The following is a 16,798-nucleotide window of genomic DNA, read 5'->3' as shown; positions in this document are numbered from 1 at the left end:
GATCGACCTGATCCAATACCCGATTCACCCGTGTTCCGCTGCCAACATTGACCTGAATTGAGAAATGATCTCTGAAGATAGCCCGGCAGCTTCGAACACTGCGCAGGTGAAGCTAACAGGCGCAGGGCCTGGGGCGGTTATGATGCGGTCTGCAATCACAGCTACTGGACTGTTTCGATAAAGCGTGCGCCCTTCATAACCTACGACATTCTGTTGTAAGAAATCAGCACTGTTCGAGGTATGAGGAACCGTGTCGAGAAGCCCGGCCCTCGCAAGTGCCAGCGTTCCCCCACAGATACCAGCAATTGTCGCTCCACTTGAACGACTAGCATGAAGAAAGTCTCGAATATCCGGTGCTTCTGCACGTTCCCAGACCATTCCTCCAATGACGACAACAACGTCCGGTTTCCAGTCCAGACATTGTTGCAAGTTGCTATCCACAGTTACAGCCAGTCCCCCCTGCGAGCGGAACTGCCCCGTAGCAGAAGCGAAAAATCTGACGTCGATCCCGTAAAACGGGGACCCAGTTCCAGCAATGAAAGCATATTCCCAGTCCGCAAAACCGGGTGTCAGTATCAAACCCACGCGTGCCATCAGTCAGAATCCTCCATGAATTGCCAATAACATATGGCGACAACAAACAGACATCAAGGGCTGCTTTGGGTCGCTTTCTGACGGTCGTCGTGACAGGCAGCTATCAACCCAAAGCTATCTGTCAGCACAGGGAGAAATCGGTCAGAAGCAACCACCCTTTCGGCGACAAAGACCTGTTCGATTTATACCATCGCAGCCAGAACCTCGAAACGTTAGTCGATATACGAGCTATGCTCAAAAAAAAACATGGACGACATCCGATGCGTACTGACGAAGCTTATCTAGCATTTGAGATAATCAAAGAGTTTGCTGTTCAAAACAAAGAACTAATCGAATCCGAGCAGGATGCACGTTTTCAGTTGATAGATCGAGTTTTAACAGAGGTTCTGTTTTGGCCAAGGGTTGGTATTGCAACTGAATTGCATGCAGGCGAAGGCAGAATGGATTATCTCTTGTCAGTAGCGGGCAAGAATAAGATGGTCGTAGAAGCGAAACGATATAGCGAAACTCTTCTAGATACTATCTCTGACAAGCATAATTATTATAAATATGACGGCCCTGTTGCTAAAACTGCCACCTCCGCTCTGAAACAAACAGAAGGTTATTGCCTTGACGTGGGTGTACAGTTCTGTGCAATCACAAATGGTCACGAATGGATCGGTCATTGGTGCATAAGGGGAGATGGACGGAGAAAAACCGAATATAAAATTGTTGCATTCCCATCACTGAATGCAGTTAAAAATGATTTCTCAAAATTTTATGAGGTATTTTCTTATGAAGGCGTTTTAAAAGAACTCTACAAAATATACTTGAATGATAGCGAGGGTATTTCCGTTCATAGGTCCGAGAGCCTATATAGTATTAGGGATTCATCGCAACCAACAATGATGAGCAAATCTCCACTGTCGAGAGACATTGATAAAATATTCACCAGCTTTTTTAGTTCTATGTCTGGCGATGATGACCCTGAAATGCTGATTAATTGTTTCGTAGAAAGCAAGGAAAGTAAGGAGACGGATCTTAGCTTGCAAAAAATTGCCAAGAATATTATTGACCAAATTGATTACATTGAAGCCAGTCATACACATGGATTGATCGCAGACATTAGAGATGCAGTTGCACGTGAAAAAGGTGAGTTCGCGCTAATTATCGGAAACAAAGGTGCAGGCAAGTCAACTTACATAGATAGGTTTTTTCGATCTACGTTGGACCCAGAAACAAGAAGCCGATGCTTAGTACTGCGAATCGACTTGCGCTCTTCTTCGGGAAACATAACAGGAATAGTTGAATGGCTCGACAGTCAGCTCTCTAAACTGGCCGAAAAGGCTCTATTTGATAATGAATTAACGTACGAGGATCTTCAGGGAGTTTTTTTTAGAGAGTACAGAAGATGGTATTTGGGGGAAATGAAGTTTTTGTACGACTCCGACAAAACTGCTTTTAAAATAGAGTTCGGTAAATTTATACAAAATCAAAGACTTAATGAGCATGATAAGTATTTGTCAGCGTTGTTGTGGCATGCTGTTGGCGGCAGGCAAAAGATGCCTTGTTTGATTTTTGATAATGCAGATCATTACTCAAAAGAGTTTCAAGAGTCGGTCTTTCAATACGCCCAGTCACTTTTTAGAGAAATAAAACCGTGCTTTGTTATTTGCCCTGTTACTGATAGGACTATCTGGCAACTTTCTAAAAGCGGACCATTTCAATCCTATCACTATAAAGCTTTTTATTTGCCGACACCTGTAACAAAGGAGATATTACAGAAGCGCCTAACGTTTCTTCAGGAGAAAATTAACGTCGCGCTTGAAAATCCTCAAGAGCAGTATTTTTTGTCGAAAGGAATTCGAGTAAGTGTGCAGGATATAAACGCGTTTGCTGCATGTATAGAAACTATTTTTGTAGAGACGGATTATATTTCTAGGCTAATTGGGTCGTTGTGCAATCACGACATTCGTCGCACTCTTGAACTTACAAGACGCACGTTAACTTCTCCACACATTGTGATTGATGACTTAGTTAAGACGTATCTCTCTCAGTCTAGTCGCATTAGAATCCCATCCTCCAAGGTAAAAAAGGCTATTTTTCTAGCTGACTACACCTACTTCTCTCAGCCAGAAAATTCGTTCGTTTTAAATATTTATACTATCGAGCCTGAGCAGGTCAGCACTCCGCTAGCAAAGCTTTCAATTTTACAAGCATTGAAACAAAAATCTTCACATACTGACGACTCGGAGGCAAAATATATTGATGCGTTTTCCTTGAGCTCTTTCTTAGAGCCTATCGGAATATCAAAAAAAACCACAATGGCACAATTGGAACAATTGTTTAAGTATCGCTTGATAGAGGCCTATGATCCGACTAGCGACGAATTGAATGAATCAACGAGGATACGAATCACTCCTTCCGGTCTGATGCATATCGAATTGGGCACAGATGATGCTACCTATTTTGAATATGTTGGATTATCCACTCCTATGAGAATCGGAGAGACCTATAACACCATGAGAACTATTATCAACGGCAAGTTCTATCAGAATGCTTGGCTCGATCTTATAAATCATTTCTTGTCTTATTTACTGGATCAAGATGAAATTTTTTGTCCTTCTGCGGAAAAACTTGGAGGTCAAGAAATTGTTAGATCTACGTTGCGTAAAAATATACAAAAGTAATTTGTGTTTGATTACGCTTCACTTCAACGGTAGTGGCCTACCGAGAGCGAGTCTGTCCCACACAGATTCAGGTTTTCAAGCAGTCAAGAGTGACTGCCATTAGCCGAATGCAACTGGGCGAGCGTCCGCCAAAAGCAGTCGGCGGACAAACTAATGGCAAATTAGTAGCTAAACTTGGTCTGCTGCCGAATGGAGAGCAGCCTAGGCTTGTCGTCCATGTCGTATTTCTCCTCGAACGGTCGCGTTCCAAGTGAACACCGTGTGGAATAACAAGGATTTATAGGATGAAAAGGAGCGTTATCCGACATACCGCCGCGATAGGAAATAGGAGGAAAAATGCGTAAGGATGAACTGATTTTGACCGCTCTCATCCTTGCGGGATGCTCTGCGGCTGGCCCTACGAACACAGGCGGAACCTCAAGCGCTAACACGCAAGAGCATTTTGAAACTGGCAAGATTCGCCTGGAATGCGAAACCATGTGTTCAGGCCGCTGGGGTGCGAATCTAAAAGAAGCCGCTGCTTTCTATGAGCTGAAAAGCTGGAAAATGTTAGCTGACAAAGTGATGGAAATTGGCTATGGCTCTGACCTTACCTATTACTATCTCGCTCAGTCAGCAGAAAAGCTTGGCTATCCAGATGCAGCAAAAACCTATTACACACTAGCAGCAGCCAGTACTTACAAATGCGATGCGCTGTTCAACAATTGCAATGGCCTAAAACCTACACAGGTTTCCAACGCAAAATTGACTACGCCGAATGATATTGCGACTGTGCCAACCGCACCAGTTGCAGCGAAAGCCGCAGTAGTAATACAGGCTGCTCCCGCACCAGTAGCACCACCTGCACCTGCCATGAATGGTATCTCCCTTCCCCAAAAGGAAGCAAAGGTTGCGCTTGAAGAGTTTTTAGATGGTGCGGTGCGCGGCGGTGCATTGAGTGTGAATTTCTGCAAAGCCAGCAGGGTTCTCGCTACTGATCTTTTCGCAGTGAGAAGTTACGAAATTCTACCGGCATGGGATTTGAAGCCACGGGTCGTAAAAGGGGTTCCATCAGCCTCATACAAGGTCAGGGTCAATTCTAGCAACCGAGCAGGAATGCCAATTAGCAAAGACTGGCTATTCATGATGGACGCCGAGATGCAGCAAGGCGAATCACAATGGTGCCTAGGATGGATTACAGGTTGATCAAGAATTCATCTGAGACAACTGCGCGGTGTATCCCCCTAGGTTTGCTAGACGCACCACCGTCCGCTGTGGGTCGCTTCCTGCCCGTGGATAACCCAATAGAAAATTAGTAGCTAAGCCTAGGAACGAAGATGAAATGGAAGAGCAGGAATCTCAGAGAACTGGCCCATATCGTATGTGGCGACGCTGAGCACTTTCGGTATCGTTCAAGCAGTTACATCACTGAGTTCTTTCAAGACTGTGACCTAGATTACGCCCACGACGGGTCGACCCGTTGGTCATGGGTTGCGAACAGGCTTGAGGAGGTGTTGGCTCTACCGCATCCCAGCCCTTCGGTTCCGCCCGATGCTTTCATTCGGATCATCCGTGCAACCCTCGACAAGAGCGAAGAGCAAGAAGGTGATCCGGACAGGAGCAAAGCACTTGCTGTGCTTAATGCCGTGCTGGTGCGCGAAGGTTGGGAAGCATTCTACGACGAGCGCGGTATCGGCCAGTTGCGCCACAATGCCACGAACACCATTGCGCAGATGGCGAACCCGCATCGTCCGCTGACTCCTGCGGAGGTTGAGCGTCGAGAGCAACTCACCACCTATCTTGACAAGTGCTCCGAAGATGAACTGATCGAGGAGGTGCTGCTGCCGCTTTTCCGTCAGCTTGGCTTTCATCGCATCACGGCAACAGGTCATAGAGACAAGGCGTTGGAGTACGGCAAGGACGTGTGGATGAAATACACCTTGCCAACCCTCCATGTTCTCTACTTCGGTATCCAAGCTAAAAAGGGCAAGCTGGACTCAGCAGGTGCCGGCAAGCCTGGTTCAGCAAACGTCGCCGAAATTCACAATCAAGTGAACATGATGCTCGGACATGAAATTTTCGACTCGGAACTGAATCGGCGAGTGCTGGTTGACCACGCATTCATCGTTGCAGGCGGCGAAATAACAAAGCAGGCAAGAAACTGGCTAGGCAACAAGCTGGATGCCACGAAGCGCTCTCAAATCATGTTTATGGACAGGCATGACATCCTCGACCTGTTCATTGTTACGAATCTGCCGTTACCAAAGAATGCGCTGCCTCTTCGGACGGTAGTAACTCCATTCGACGACATACCGTTCTAGTAAATGGCCGTATCATGGGTTGAGTAGCCTCTGACCACCGACTGACTGCAAATTGGCCGAAAGCAGACAGGAAAAAAGGGGACGGATTTATTTTCTTATTTTGTATAGTCCTGAAAGAGGTTTACACCTGTTTCAACCCTGCACGGTTCCATTCCAAAGGACCGACGTAGCGTTCAGAGTCATACCCATTCGCCGGTGACCGATCCGACATCGCCTACCAAAACCTCAATTCAAAAACACCACGTCACCGCTTGCACACCCGGCAGGATTTCAAGCGGGCGGCAGAATGCGGCTGCGCCGCAACACAACCCTAAAAATGTCAGACGTTTCCTCGTTTTTTTGAAAGTGTTCACACGTTTAACGATGCGTGTTTAAAGACACCCACTGTTACGTCCTAACGGCTACAACGCCTTGCGTCGTTGCCTACGCGTGCGCCAGAATCCGCTGGCTTGTGCGGCTGTGGGGCGGGCTATATCGTTTCCCTGTCACTGAAAAACAGTGATCGGGTTTGGTAGCCCGCCTTTAAGTAGTCGCATGACGACACCTTATGCAGTCCCTTTTTTGGGGCTCAGCTTTATATGGTGGTCATGCGTGGGGCTCCATTGTGAGCGCCGGGTTTCCTACTTAGACCGGTCTACCAACCCGCGTATGGCCACCACCCTTCGTTTGGTAGCGAGGGTGATGGCTCTTATTTATTCTAAGTGGGAGTTTCATCTATGTTCAAAGTGACACCCAATCCACCGGAACCGGACACCGATCCGGCATCCCCGTACGAATCTGACGATTCAAAAAAATTCCACGAAGCCGCCGAGCGCGCCCTCGATTTCTATCTCAATCCGGCAGCGATCATGAACAACACCCCACGCAAACCCAGCACCATGTACATGGTTGCCCCGGATGTCGACCAAGAAGCCTTGCTGGTTCAAACGTGTGAGAACCTGGCCTCGGCCAGTGTCATGGCCAGCGACATTGCTGCATTGGTGGAGGGCCCCCAGCGCAATACCCTGCTGGCGCTTCAGCAGGTCATTATGCTGGGGGAACTGGCGGTGAATCGAATGCTGGATAACTTCGTTCCACCTAAGTAATCACTCAGCCCTTTACCGAGAGGCTTGCCCTCGGTAAAGGGCTTTGATAGTTGCAACGCGAAGGGTCGTATCACTTGGTGCTGAAGGTCGCGAACGGGCCAAACCGGATGACGCGCTTGCCGCCTAGTGCACTGGGGTTCTAGAGCAAGAGCGGTTATTCGCCATGGCTGTCAGCAGATTCTTTGTGCAACAATCGTCGGCTATTCGTTTTACAAGGATGTTCAAAATGGCTGGCAAACCTGCTGCCCGAATCACGGACCCAACTAGCTGTCCGCTTCCCGGCCACGGGGTTAACCCCATCGCCGCTGGCTCCCCCGATGTTTTCTTCGACGGCTTGGCTGCCGCTCGCCAAGACGACAAAAGTGCGTGTGGCAGTCCCATTGTCGGAGAGGTCGCCTCTACCGTTCTTATCAACGGCAAACCCGCCGCAACGGTGGGCAGCATCGGGGCCCATGGCAATAACGTGGTGAGCGGCTCCGGTACGGTGATCATCGGCAACACCCACACCCCCGCAGAATTCACTCCGCCTTCACCGATGCCGCTATGGCTGCAGCCATTCAATGAGCAGTTCCGTATTCTCGGAAGCGACGGCCAACCACTCGCCCATGTTCCCTATCACATCAAAGATGAAGCCGGTCAGGTTTACACCGGTTTTTCTGACGAGTCAGGACATACGCTACGAATCACTACCAAAAAACAGGAGACACTGGAAATCACAACAGGCGTTGCAGCACTTGAAAAATGGAGTGAGGCATGACCGAGTTCTCTTGTAAGGTTCCGACGAATCAGCAAGCCGGCTCGGTAAGCAATGTGTCTGGCTATCCAATGCCTGCCAACATCCATATGTTTGTTGTGGTCGAGGAAATTGGTAAAGATGGTTTTCTGGTCAGAAAAATTTATGCATCTCCGGACAACCCCCACCTGATTGCAAAGAATCTCCCAGATTTTCAAATCAAACATGAAATCTGGCCAGAAAAATTCGGCATGATCCCTGTTGACCCGAAATCAAACGCCACCGTAGCCGAACATGTTTTTAGCAGCAGGAAATATCCATCCAGCTACGTATCAACCAGTTCTATCTTCCCTGATGGCTCGCCACGTTTTGAAGGAAAGGCCGTTTACATCGATGTTGCGAAAGCCAAGGCTGCAGGGGCAAAACTGGTTAGCACCGAAGAAATCTTAAAGTCCTTGGAAGAATATAAAAAAGTCGCGCCTAAAAACGTGGCCAAGATCGATCAAATTGCGGAATGGGTAAAAAACATCGATAAAGAGGTATTGGTTCAAGCAGACAAAATACCTCCTAAAGCAATTTTTACACCTGGCTCGTACAAAGCCACAAACGTACTCATCAAAGGTGCGAGAGTGGTCAGAGTATTTGCCATTGGCTTCACCGCATATGATTTAAAATTGGCTGCAGACGAGTCAATCAAGCAAAAGAGCATCAAACCTATTTCTATTGAGGTGGTCAAGCAGGCTGGTGGTTGGGGCGCTGCTATTGCTGGAGCAAGGATAGGTGTCGTCGCGGGTGCTGCGGTTGGCATTGAAACGGGTCCCGGAGCAATCGTTAGTGGAGCTATCGGAGGGATTATTTTCGGCACCGCAGGTTATTTGGGGGCCAGTTGGCTCACCGAATACCTACAGGACTGAGACAGATCATGAGCATTTTTAGTCGTATCAAAGCCTTCATAAAGCAGGAACCGAAAGAACAAATCGTCGGATATTCCATACCAGAACTGAAGTCGATCTTTACTAAGTCTTTATTAAGCATTGATCCCCCCCTACCCGCCTATCCGCAAAACACGTCTTTGGAGGACATAGGCATTCCAGCCTACTACTCTCCATTTTTAATCGGCCACGAAGATACTCGTAAATTTTTGACGCTCGTCGAAGACAACTTCACGTATGCGACTGAAAAAACGTTCAACGAATTACCCGTAAAACAGTATGTAAACACTCAAAAAACTGAGCACTTGGTGTTTTTCATATCTACCAGAGAATTCAATTCTGTGACTGTACGACTGGTCACTAATAGCGTTGATTTCTTGGCCATTATTGCTCGCGAAAAATTCTCCGTGCCTCCTCCATGGATTGTTTTCGAGGGATACAACCCTTCTTGGTGGTCAGGCGATATGCAAGGCGCTCAGGGCTATTACAACGACAATTACTTCGCCCCGTTTTTTACTAATTTAAGCGGAGCAGAAAGGGACGTTTATTACGCAAAATTCAACGCGACGAATGAATGGATAAAAAGCTTGGAATTGATGTACGACGTTGAGTGATCCGTTACCTTTCTGGGGCTGCTTCGCAGCCCAACGGGAGCAAGCTCCCTCGCCACAAAAGCATCTCCTTTTGGCGACTTTCGCGAATCATCTGCACTGAATCCCGCCCACAAAAAAGCCCACTGACCGTCACCGGTCCAGTGGGCTTTCCAATTACGCTTCTACTTACAAAGCCATATCCGTCGCAGCATTAGCCTTCGGCGCCTTAGCCGGAGCAGCCGGAGCAGCAGCCGGAGCCGCCACCTGACCAATCACCGGCGGCGGAGTCAGCTCCAGCACCTTGGCGGTGTAAGCCCACTCTTCAGCCACTTTCGCAGGATCGCTGTTCAGCTGAGTGCCATAGCTCGGCACGATCTGGTGCAGCTTTTCCTGCCAGGCAGGCGTTGCAACCTTGTCCTTGAACACTTTCTGCAGCACGGTCAGCATGATCGGCGCAGCGGTCGAAGCACCTGGCGATGCGCCCAGCAGACCAGCAATAGTGCCGTCTTGCGAAGCAACGATCTCGGTACCCAGTTTCAGCACGCCACCGGCCGCTTCATCACGCTTGATGATTTGCACGCGTTGGCCGGCTTGCCACAGGCGCCAGTCTTCGGCTTTGGCGTTCGGGAAGTATTCTTTCAGGGCGTTCATGCGGTCTTCGTCAGACAGCATCAGTTGGCCTGCAAGGTACTCGACCAGCGGGTATTCCTTGATGCCGACCTTGGTCATTGGCCACACGTTGTGCGTGGTCGTGGTGGTCAGCAGGTCCAGGTACGAGCCTTCTTTCAGGAACTTGGTGCTGAAGGTCGCGAATGGGCCAAACAGGATGACGCGCTTGCCGTCCAGCACGCGGGTGTCCAGGTGAGGAACCGACATCGGCGGTGCGCCAACGGAGGCTTTGCCGTAGGCCTTGGCCAGGTGTTGCTCGGCAATGGTCGGGTTATCGGTTACCAGGAACGAGCCGCCCACCGGGAAGCCTGCGTATTCCTTGGCTTCAGGAATGCCGGACTTCTGCAGCAGGTGCAGCGCACCGCCGCCCGCGCCGATGAAGACGAACTTGGCGTCGGTTTCGGTTTTGGTGCCGTCTTTCAGGTTTTTGTAGCTTACGCGCCAGCTGCCGTCTGCGTTCTTGGTGATGTCTTGCACTTCGCTAGACAGTTTCAAGTCGAACTTCGGCGTGGTTTGCAGGTGCGCGACGAACTGGCGGGTGATCTCGCCAAAGTTCATATCGTTGCCGAGCTGGCTCCAGGTGGCCGCGACTTTCTGGTTCGGGTCACGCCCTTCCATCATCAGCGGAACCCACTTCTTGATCACAGCCGGGTCTTCAGAGTACTGCATGCCGGCGAACAGCGGGCTTGCTTGCAGGGCTTCGTAGCGCTTCTTCAGGAACTTGATGTTGTCATCGCCCCACACAAAGCTCATGTGCGGAGTGGAGTTGATGAACGAACGCGGGTTCTTCAGCACGCCTTGCTGAACTTGCCAGGCCCAGAACTGACGGGAGATCTGGAAGGCTTCGTTGATTTCAACGGCTTTGGCGATCTGGACGTTGCCCTTATCGTCTTCCGGGGTGTAGTTCAACTCGGCCAGGGCGGAGTGACCGGTACCGGCGTTGTTCCAGCCGTTGGAGCTTTCCAGGGCGACGCCGTCGAGGCGCTCGACCATTTCCATCGACAAGTCGGGTTCCAGCTCATTGAGCCACACACCAAGTGTTGCACTCATGATGCCGCCGCCAACGAGCAGCACATCGACTTTCTTTGTCTCTTCCGCGTAGGCGGACGTGATCCCCATCGACAAAGCCAGCCCCAGCAGGGCTGTGTTCAGTTTCTTAAACATCTGTTGCACCTATGATAAACGCCATCCGCCCCCAATCCTCAATCATGAGCAACCCAAGTGTACGGGTACGCAGGCAGCGTGCCGTGGGTTCCTGCATTTACGAGAATTTGAAGGTGGGCACACAAGGCCGACGTGTCTCCATCGACCTCAGTTATATGTCCCTCGTGCACTGACTTCTTATCATTATTGGCTCAGCTACTTTGAGCGACATTGATTCTGTCGGTACGTCTGTGGACGTACAAACTGAATAAGTCAAACCAAGTTGGCGCGCAGAATATCACGCCTCGACCAGCCTGCCTGCCCGAAATGACTCAACAGTCTGGACGGGACGAGGCCCTCACGGCGTCTTGCTCAAACGTTCCAGCACAAACGCCTTGGCGTTGCGCGTCATCTGGTCGAGATGCCGGTCGCGTTGCTTCTCTGCATCGATCATTGCCCGCTTGCCGTGTTTTTGCAGCAGATAGGTATGTATCTGCCGCACCTCCAAAGAACTGTAGATCGATGCGACGTCCAGCAAGCCCATCAAGCCTTCGGTGCCGTGGTCACGGGTGTTCATCAGCACTTGAGTGCCGCGCACGCCCAACACTTGAAAGCCCATCGATTCGAACCACGGCACCTTGGCGACGGTGCAGGTCAGTTCGGCATGTGGATAGCGACCGAGCATGTCTTGCAGCATCGCACGGGCGACGCCCCGCCGCCGGTGGCTGGCGTGCACCGCCATATACGCCACGCCGCACGCCTGGGGATCGTCCTTGACCGGCAGGTACAGCAGAAAGCCGATGACCGTCTCGGGGTCCTCGTCATCCGTTGCAACGATCAGTTCGACAGCAATGCCTTTGGTGCCGCCGAGCGCTTCGAGGTAGAGATGAACCTCGTAGCCCACCGTGTATTGATAGACGTTGTACAACGGGTTGCTCGGCGCGATGCCCACCATGCTGATGTCGGTTAAATTGTCGACGACCATCTGCAGGATCTGGCTATTGATGGGCTCCGGGCACGGGGTGGCAAAGTGGGTGAGCTGGGGCATTGAGTTTCTGACTCCGGGTTAAGCCCGCTATTGTCACAGATCGAGCCCCTAACAGGAAAATCACCGCTCGGGCGCGACGATGCGGAAGCGGATGTTGATGTCGTTGGAGACAACCGTGTCACCCCACTCCCCTTCTCCGATCTTGAAGTCACTGCGTTTAACAATGATGTCGCCATCGAAAATCCCGATGGCGCGCTCCGGCTTCAACTGCACCTTCACCTGCAACTCCCGAGTCATCCCCCTGAGCGTGAGTTTGCCGGTGATCAAGTAACGGCGGTTGCCCAGTGCTTTGACCCCGGTCGATTCAAAGGTCGCCACCGGATAGTCCGCCGTGTTGAACCAGGCTGGCTTTTGCAGCTCGGTGTTGGCGTCGCTGCCCCCGGCGTCGATGCTGACGAGGTCGATGGTCAGCTTGGCGTGGGCCGCGGTGGGGTTGGCTGTGTCGAAATCGAGCGTGGCGTCGAACTTGCCGAACGTGCCGTACGCCCGGGAGCCGAACTGGTTATAGGTGAACGAGATCTTGCTGGCGGTGGTGTTCACCTGGTTGTATTCGACGGCGTGGGCGCAGGGCAAGGTGCCGACCATGAGGATGGTGAGCCATGCGGCGAAACGCGGGAATCGAGGGGTCATGGAGATTCTCCGCTCAGGGGCACGAATGATAGCTGGACTTAAGCAAAGAACGGCTATTTATTCCAGCGCGTTTCGACAGCTTCGCCGGGAACGTCACCCGGTTTATTGCGTGGTGGTCCCAAAAGATCGCAGCCTGCGGCAGCGCCTACAGATTTGCGTACGACCTGGACTCCACGGGTGTACCCGATCGGCGTAGGAGCTGCCGCAGGCTGCGATCTTTTGGGGGCAGCCCACGCTTAACTGTCTGGCTACGAATAAGCCCCAATCATCCACTTCACTTTTTCCAGCGCCTCCCTCAGTGCGCCCATCTCCACCGAGCCCAGCGCCAGGCGAAACGCATGCGGGACGTTGGCCGAGGTGGCAAACGGTTCAGCGGTGGAAACCGACACGTTTTCGCGCATCAGCGCCAGGGCGATCTGGTCGGCCCTTGCGTCTTCAGACAAGGGCAGCCAAAGAAAGTACGACGATGGATGGCGAATGCAGCGCAGCCCCGCCAGTGCCTCAGCGGCCACGGCTTGCCTGGCCTGCGCGTCCCGGCGCTTTTGCGCTTCCAGTTGCATGACGGTGCCGTCGTCGAGCCATGTGCTGGCGATCGCCGTCATCACGCCCGGGGTGTTCCAGGTGGTTGCTCTGATGGTGCGCGCAAGCGCAGGCACGTTTTGCAGGGGGGCGACGACGAAGCCTACGCGCAATCCGGTGGCCACACTCTTGGAGAGCCCTGACACGTAAACCGTCCTCTCGGGGGCGAGTACCGCCAGCGGCGCGGGGGGATTTTCCGCCAGGAAGGCGTAAGCGGCGTCCTCAATGATCAGCAGCCCATGCCGGCGCGCAATCGTCACCAGATGCTCGCGTTGATCGGCACTCATCACCCATCCCAGCGGATTGTGCAGGGTCGGCATCGTGTACACGGCCCGCACGCGTCTATGCCGACACAGGCTTTCCAGCGCCTCCAGATCAGGCCCGTGATCGAACACGGGGATGGGCACTATTTCAAGGTGCAGCGAGTCGGCCAGGACCTTGAACCCTGAATAGGTCAGCGCATCCGCTGCAATCACGTCACCGGGTTGCAACAGCGCCATCATCGTCACGGCCAGCCCTTGCTGGGCACCGTTGACGATCAGCACTTGCGCAGCCTCAACCGTCAGCCCCCGCACACGCAGATGGCGCGCCACAGCCGCGCGTTCATGCAAGCGCCCCGCGTGTGGCTGATAGCGCAGCAGCGATTCCAGATCGCCGGCCGATGCGAGCTGGCGCAATGCATTTCGCAACAGTTCTGCCTGCCCTGGAAGCGCTGGATAGTTGAAGTTCAGGTCTGTCATGCCAGCGGCAACGTCATGCTGGTCGATACCCTGATCTGGCGACCACGAAGTCTCCCTGACGAACGTCCCCCGCCCGGTCTCCCCGCTGACCAGGCCCATGGCTTCGAGCTCCGCATAGACCCGGCTTGCCGTCACCAGGGCCAGGCCGTTCGTTGCCGCCAACTGGCGATGAGTCGGCAAGCGCGTGCCCGGCAACAGTCGTCCTGAGCGGATATCCGCCGCAAATTCATCCACCAGTGATTTGTACCGAGAACGAGGCATGCGCAAGTGTATCCATGACAATATTTTGATTGTATTGAGTTTCGTCCATACGATGCCTCCCATGCAACCTGCACAAGGGGATCCTCAATGGAACGCGCATCGAACCTGCAACACCACACCACGGAAAAGACCGCGAGCGGCTGGCTCAACGGGTTCATCGGCGTACTCATTTTCAGTGGCTCGCTGCCCGCGACACGGGTGGCCGTTCTGGAATTTGACCCGGTCTTCCTGACGGTTGCCCGGGCCAGCATCGCCGCCATTCTGGCGCTGTGCATACTGGTGCTGTTCAACGAAAAACGGCCAGCCAGGCATCAGCTTCCCTCGCTGGCCATCGTGGCCATGGGCGTTGTATTAGGGTTTCCGCTGCTGACGGCCCTGGCGCTGCAATACGTGACGTCGGCGCATTCCATCGTCTTCGTTGGCCTGTTGCCACTCGCCACGGCGGTGTTCGGGGTCTGGCGTGGGGGCGAGCGTCCGCGGCCGGTTTTCTGGTTTTTCTCGGTGTTGGGGAGCCTGCTGGTGGTGGGGTTTGCCATCTCCCAGGGCCTGACCGCGTCTCCTGCGGGGGACATTCTGATGTTGCTGGCCATCCTCGCCTGCGGACTGGGTTATGCAGAAGGCGCGAAGCTTTCACGAACACTGGGAGGTTGGCAGGTGATTTCCTGGGCCTTGGTGCTGTCATTGCCCGTCATGGTCCCGCTGACCTGGTTCCTGGCCCCGCCTTCGCTCTCGGGGATCACCCCGCCCGCGTGGTTCAGCCTGGCTTACGTCTCGCTGTTCAGCATGCTGATCGGCTTCGTGTTCTGGTACCGAGGGCTTGCTCAGGGCGGGATTGCCGCCGTCGGCCAGCTTCAGCTGCTGCAGCCGTTTTTTGGCCTGGCGCTGGCGGCCACGTTGCTGCACGAGCAGGTCAGCCTTGGCATGCTGGGCGTGACCGTCGCAGTGATTTTTTGTGTGGTCGGAGCCAGAAAATTCTCGAAATAGACCTTTTTGTCCGCATTCATGGCTTCGGGCTTCTTCGGCAGCGAGATACTCAGCACACCTTTGCTGAAGCTCGCTTCGATCTTGTCGGCGTCGACGCCTTTGGGCAGGCTGAATGCCCGCTGGAAGGAGCCATAGTGCCGCTCTGACAGGTGATAGCCCTTTCTTTTTTCTTCTTTGGGCAAATCAAATCCAGTTGAATCGCCGAGACAGTCCTTCGAAAAACAAAATGCCCCTGGCCGGGAAGCCGGCCAGGGGCTTTTTATTGTCGCGAGGGCACCCGGCAGAAGGTCAGTTAGCCCGCGGCAATGGCTTGATGATCGTCAAACTGCACGGCGCGCGGTTCAACACACTTTCGGCCGTACTGCCGATGAAAATACCGACCCCGTGATGGTACGTGGTCCCCAGTACCACCATGTCGAAGGCCTGTTTTTGTGCAAAACGCGCGATCACCTCAGGGGGGATGCCAGGTAGCAGATGTCGCTGTTGTTTCTCGATCCCGTAGCGGTCGGCAAGCACCTCAAATGCCTCCAATTGAGCATCGCTGACCGCGTCTCTCAAACTGCGCTTCAGTGTCGCGGTGGGTACGTTCACTGCGGTTTCTCCCAACTCCGACCAGCCGTCGACGTTGAGCAGGTGCAACATGGCGCCACAGGATTCAGCCAGCGTCGAGGCCAGGTCGAGAATCCGGTCATTGAGCCCTTCGGTCAGCGCCTCCAGATGAGACAGATCGATGGCGGCGAGGATGTTCAACGGTGTGGGGTTTGCGGCATCGGTGACCAGGTGCAAGGGGGCCGGACAATCACGCAGCAACAACCAGTCCAGGGGCCGATGGAACGCTCGGTCGAGTGCCGGCACGCGGTGTGTGTCCTTGATCACCAGGTCCGCATGGAAGTCATTCACGTACTCAAGCAGATTGGCCAGGCTCGGTCTGGCCCAGACCACTTCAGTGGTCACCTGCAACCCCTCGCATCGTTGAAGCCGGGCTTGCTGCTCCAGCCAGTGACGATGCACCTGCAAGTAACCTTCCCGCGCCTGGGCCATTGCGTCGTGATCAAACAGACCGGCCATGGCCAGTGCCTGAACATAATCGAAAGCGACGATGTGCAGCATTGCACCGGTTGCACGGGCCAGGGCCCGCGCCCGATCGAAAGCCGGCGTGTGGGTCATCTCGGTCGGGGCAATCAATAGTAAACGTTGAATTTTCACCCTCACCCTCCTCGTCCCGAAAACACTTCATCTGCCGACTGGTATGTCCATTGCGCAAGTATCTGGCGTTATTCAGCGGTCGCTCTGATCTTTATCAACTAAAAGGCAGGCTATCTTTATTGAAGGGGTCGGCCGCTGGCCCACCGAAACATTGTTGATATCACTCAATGATTTTTCATCGCCCGGGCGTAGAACAACGCGGCCCGTTGTAAACGACCCCGCGTTCCCACTCTGAGCCAAGGCCATGAAAAAGAACGACCAGTGGAACCTGTCTTACTTCGCGATCGCTTTTATCGTGCTGAGTCTGGTACAGCTGTTCTTTGTCGATCGCCATGCCGTGCAGCCCCTCCCCTACAGCCAATTCCTGCAATTGCTGAACGAGCAAAAGGTCAGTGATTTGCGGGTCGAAAAGGACCAGATCAGCGGCAAGTTGCAAGCGCCCATCGACGGACGCGACCGGTTTTCCACGGTGCGGGTCGATCCGGCGCTGGCGACCGAACTCTCGCAATCGGGCGTCGGGTTTACCGGAATCAACGAAAACACTTTTATGAACAGCCTGCTGGGCTGGCTGCTGCCGTTTATCCTGATCATGGTGTTCTGGCATTTCCTGTTTCGCGGGATGACGGACAAAC

General features: G+C 53.1%; 15 protein-coding genes and 1 pseudogene. 9 read left to right on the top strand and 7 right to left on the bottom strand.

The window, feature by feature from the left end; genetic code table 11:
* Positions 1-24: 24 nt before the first annotated feature.
* Entirely contained in the window at positions 25-594 is a 570-nt protein-coding gene (locus tag KGB14_RS21745) for a DJ-1/PfpI family protein (RefSeq protein ID WP_223488747.1), read from the bottom strand.
* Positions 595-854: 260 nt separating this feature from the next.
* Here KGB14_RS21745 and KGB14_RS21740 point away from each other — a divergent pair, with 260 nt between their 5' ends.
* From KGB14_RS21740 to KGB14_RS21710, 7 genes are all read left to right on the top strand, one after another.
* Positions 855-3,263: an AAA family ATPase gene (locus tag KGB14_RS21740; protein WP_223488746.1), complete on the top strand. Its 2,409-nt coding sequence runs from the start codon at positions 855-857 to the stop codon at positions 3,261-3,263.
* Positions 3,264-3,599: 336 nt separating this feature from the next.
* Positions 3,600-4,448 (top strand): hypothetical protein, encoded by an 849-nt coding sequence (locus KGB14_RS21735; RefSeq protein ID WP_223488745.1) that lies wholly within the window; start codon positions 3,600-3,602, stop codon positions 4,446-4,448.
* A gap of 131 nt (positions 4,449-4,579) precedes the next feature.
* A complete protein-coding gene (locus tag KGB14_RS21730; protein ID WP_223488744.1) occupies positions 4,580-5,563 on the top strand; it encodes a restriction endonuclease in 984 nt (327 codons plus the stop codon).
* Between the two features lie 716 nt (positions 5,564-6,279).
* Positions 6,280-6,648 carry a DUF6124 family protein gene (locus KGB14_RS21725; protein WP_223488743.1) on the top strand — a complete coding sequence of 123 codons (369 nt, stop codon included), beginning with the start codon at positions 6,280-6,282 and terminating at the stop codon, positions 6,646-6,648.
* Between the two features lie 226 nt (positions 6,649-6,874).
* On the top strand, positions 6,875-7,405 hold the full coding sequence (locus KGB14_RS21720) for a PAAR domain-containing protein (RefSeq protein WP_223488952.1): 531 nt from the start codon (positions 6,875-6,877) through the stop codon (positions 7,403-7,405).
* Complete coding sequence (locus KGB14_RS21715; protein ID WP_223488742.1) at positions 7,402-8,295, top strand: glycine zipper family protein; 894 nt, start codon at positions 7,402-7,404, stop codon at positions 8,293-8,295. The genes KGB14_RS21720 and KGB14_RS21715 overlap by 4 nt, the downstream gene beginning before the upstream one ends.
* A gap of 8 nt (positions 8,296-8,303) precedes the next feature.
* Positions 8,304-8,927: a hypothetical protein gene (locus KGB14_RS21710; protein WP_223488741.1), complete on the top strand. Its 624-nt coding sequence runs from the start codon at positions 8,304-8,306 to the stop codon at positions 8,925-8,927.
* A gap of 165 nt (positions 8,928-9,092) precedes the next feature.
* Here the strand turns inward: KGB14_RS21710 and mqo are convergent, their stop codons facing one another.
* The 4 genes from mqo to KGB14_RS21690 form a co-directional block, all read right to left on the bottom strand.
* The gene (gene mqo / locus KGB14_RS21705) at positions 9,093-10,739 is read right to left on the bottom strand and encodes a malate dehydrogenase (quinone) (RefSeq protein WP_223488740.1); all 1,647 of its coding nucleotides are present in this window, start codon (positions 10,737-10,739) and stop codon (positions 9,093-9,095) included.
* A gap of 337 nt (positions 10,740-11,076) precedes the next feature.
* Entirely contained in the window at positions 11,077-11,766 is a 690-nt protein-coding gene (locus tag KGB14_RS21700) for a GNAT family N-acetyltransferase (protein ID WP_223488739.1), read from the bottom strand.
* Positions 11,767-11,826: 60 nt separating this feature from the next.
* The gene (locus KGB14_RS21695) at positions 11,827-12,396 is read right to left on the bottom strand and encodes a YceI family protein (protein ID WP_223488738.1); all 570 of its coding nucleotides are present in this window, start codon (positions 12,394-12,396) and stop codon (positions 11,827-11,829) included.
* A 248-nt stretch (positions 12,397-12,644) separates the two neighbouring features.
* On the bottom strand, positions 12,645-13,976 hold the full coding sequence (locus KGB14_RS21690; RefSeq protein WP_223488737.1) for a PLP-dependent aminotransferase family protein: 1,332 nt from the start codon (positions 13,974-13,976) through the stop codon (positions 12,645-12,647).
* A gap of 87 nt (positions 13,977-14,063) precedes the next feature.
* Here KGB14_RS21690 and KGB14_RS21685 point away from each other — a divergent pair, with 87 nt between their 5' ends.
* The gene (locus tag KGB14_RS21685; RefSeq protein WP_223488736.1) at positions 14,064-14,960 is read left to right on the top strand and encodes a DMT family transporter; all 897 of its coding nucleotides are present in this window, start codon (positions 14,064-14,066) and stop codon (positions 14,958-14,960) included.
* On the opposite strand, the pseudogene KGB14_RS21680 reads toward KGB14_RS21685, so the two are convergent.
* Positions 14,960-15,136 (bottom strand): annotated as a pseudogene (locus KGB14_RS21680) (Hsp20/alpha crystallin family protein); the annotation flags it as partial. The gene KGB14_RS21685 and the pseudogene KGB14_RS21680 overlap by 1 nt on opposite strands.
* Before the next feature lie 112 nt (positions 15,137-15,248).
* Positions 15,249-16,166 carry a universal stress protein gene (locus KGB14_RS21675; protein ID WP_223488735.1) on the bottom strand — a complete coding sequence of 306 codons (918 nt, stop codon included), beginning with the start codon at positions 16,164-16,166 and terminating at the stop codon, positions 15,249-15,251.
* Positions 16,167-16,410: 244 nt separating this feature from the next.
* On the opposite strand from KGB14_RS21675, the gene KGB14_RS21670 reads away from it, so the two are divergent.
* Positions 16,411-16,798, top strand: a 388-nt coding sequence (locus KGB14_RS21670; protein ID WP_223488734.1) for an ATP-dependent metallopeptidase FtsH/Yme1/Tma family protein, incomplete at its 3' end; no start/stop codon positions are given.

Source organism: Pseudomonas sp. A-RE-19 (assembly GCF_019956555.1).
Taxonomy (GTDB): Bacteria; Pseudomonadota; Gammaproteobacteria; order Pseudomonadales; family Pseudomonadaceae; genus Aquipseudomonas.
Note: the sequence above shows the minus strand (reverse complement) of the source record. Positions and strands in the feature narration are given on the sequence as shown.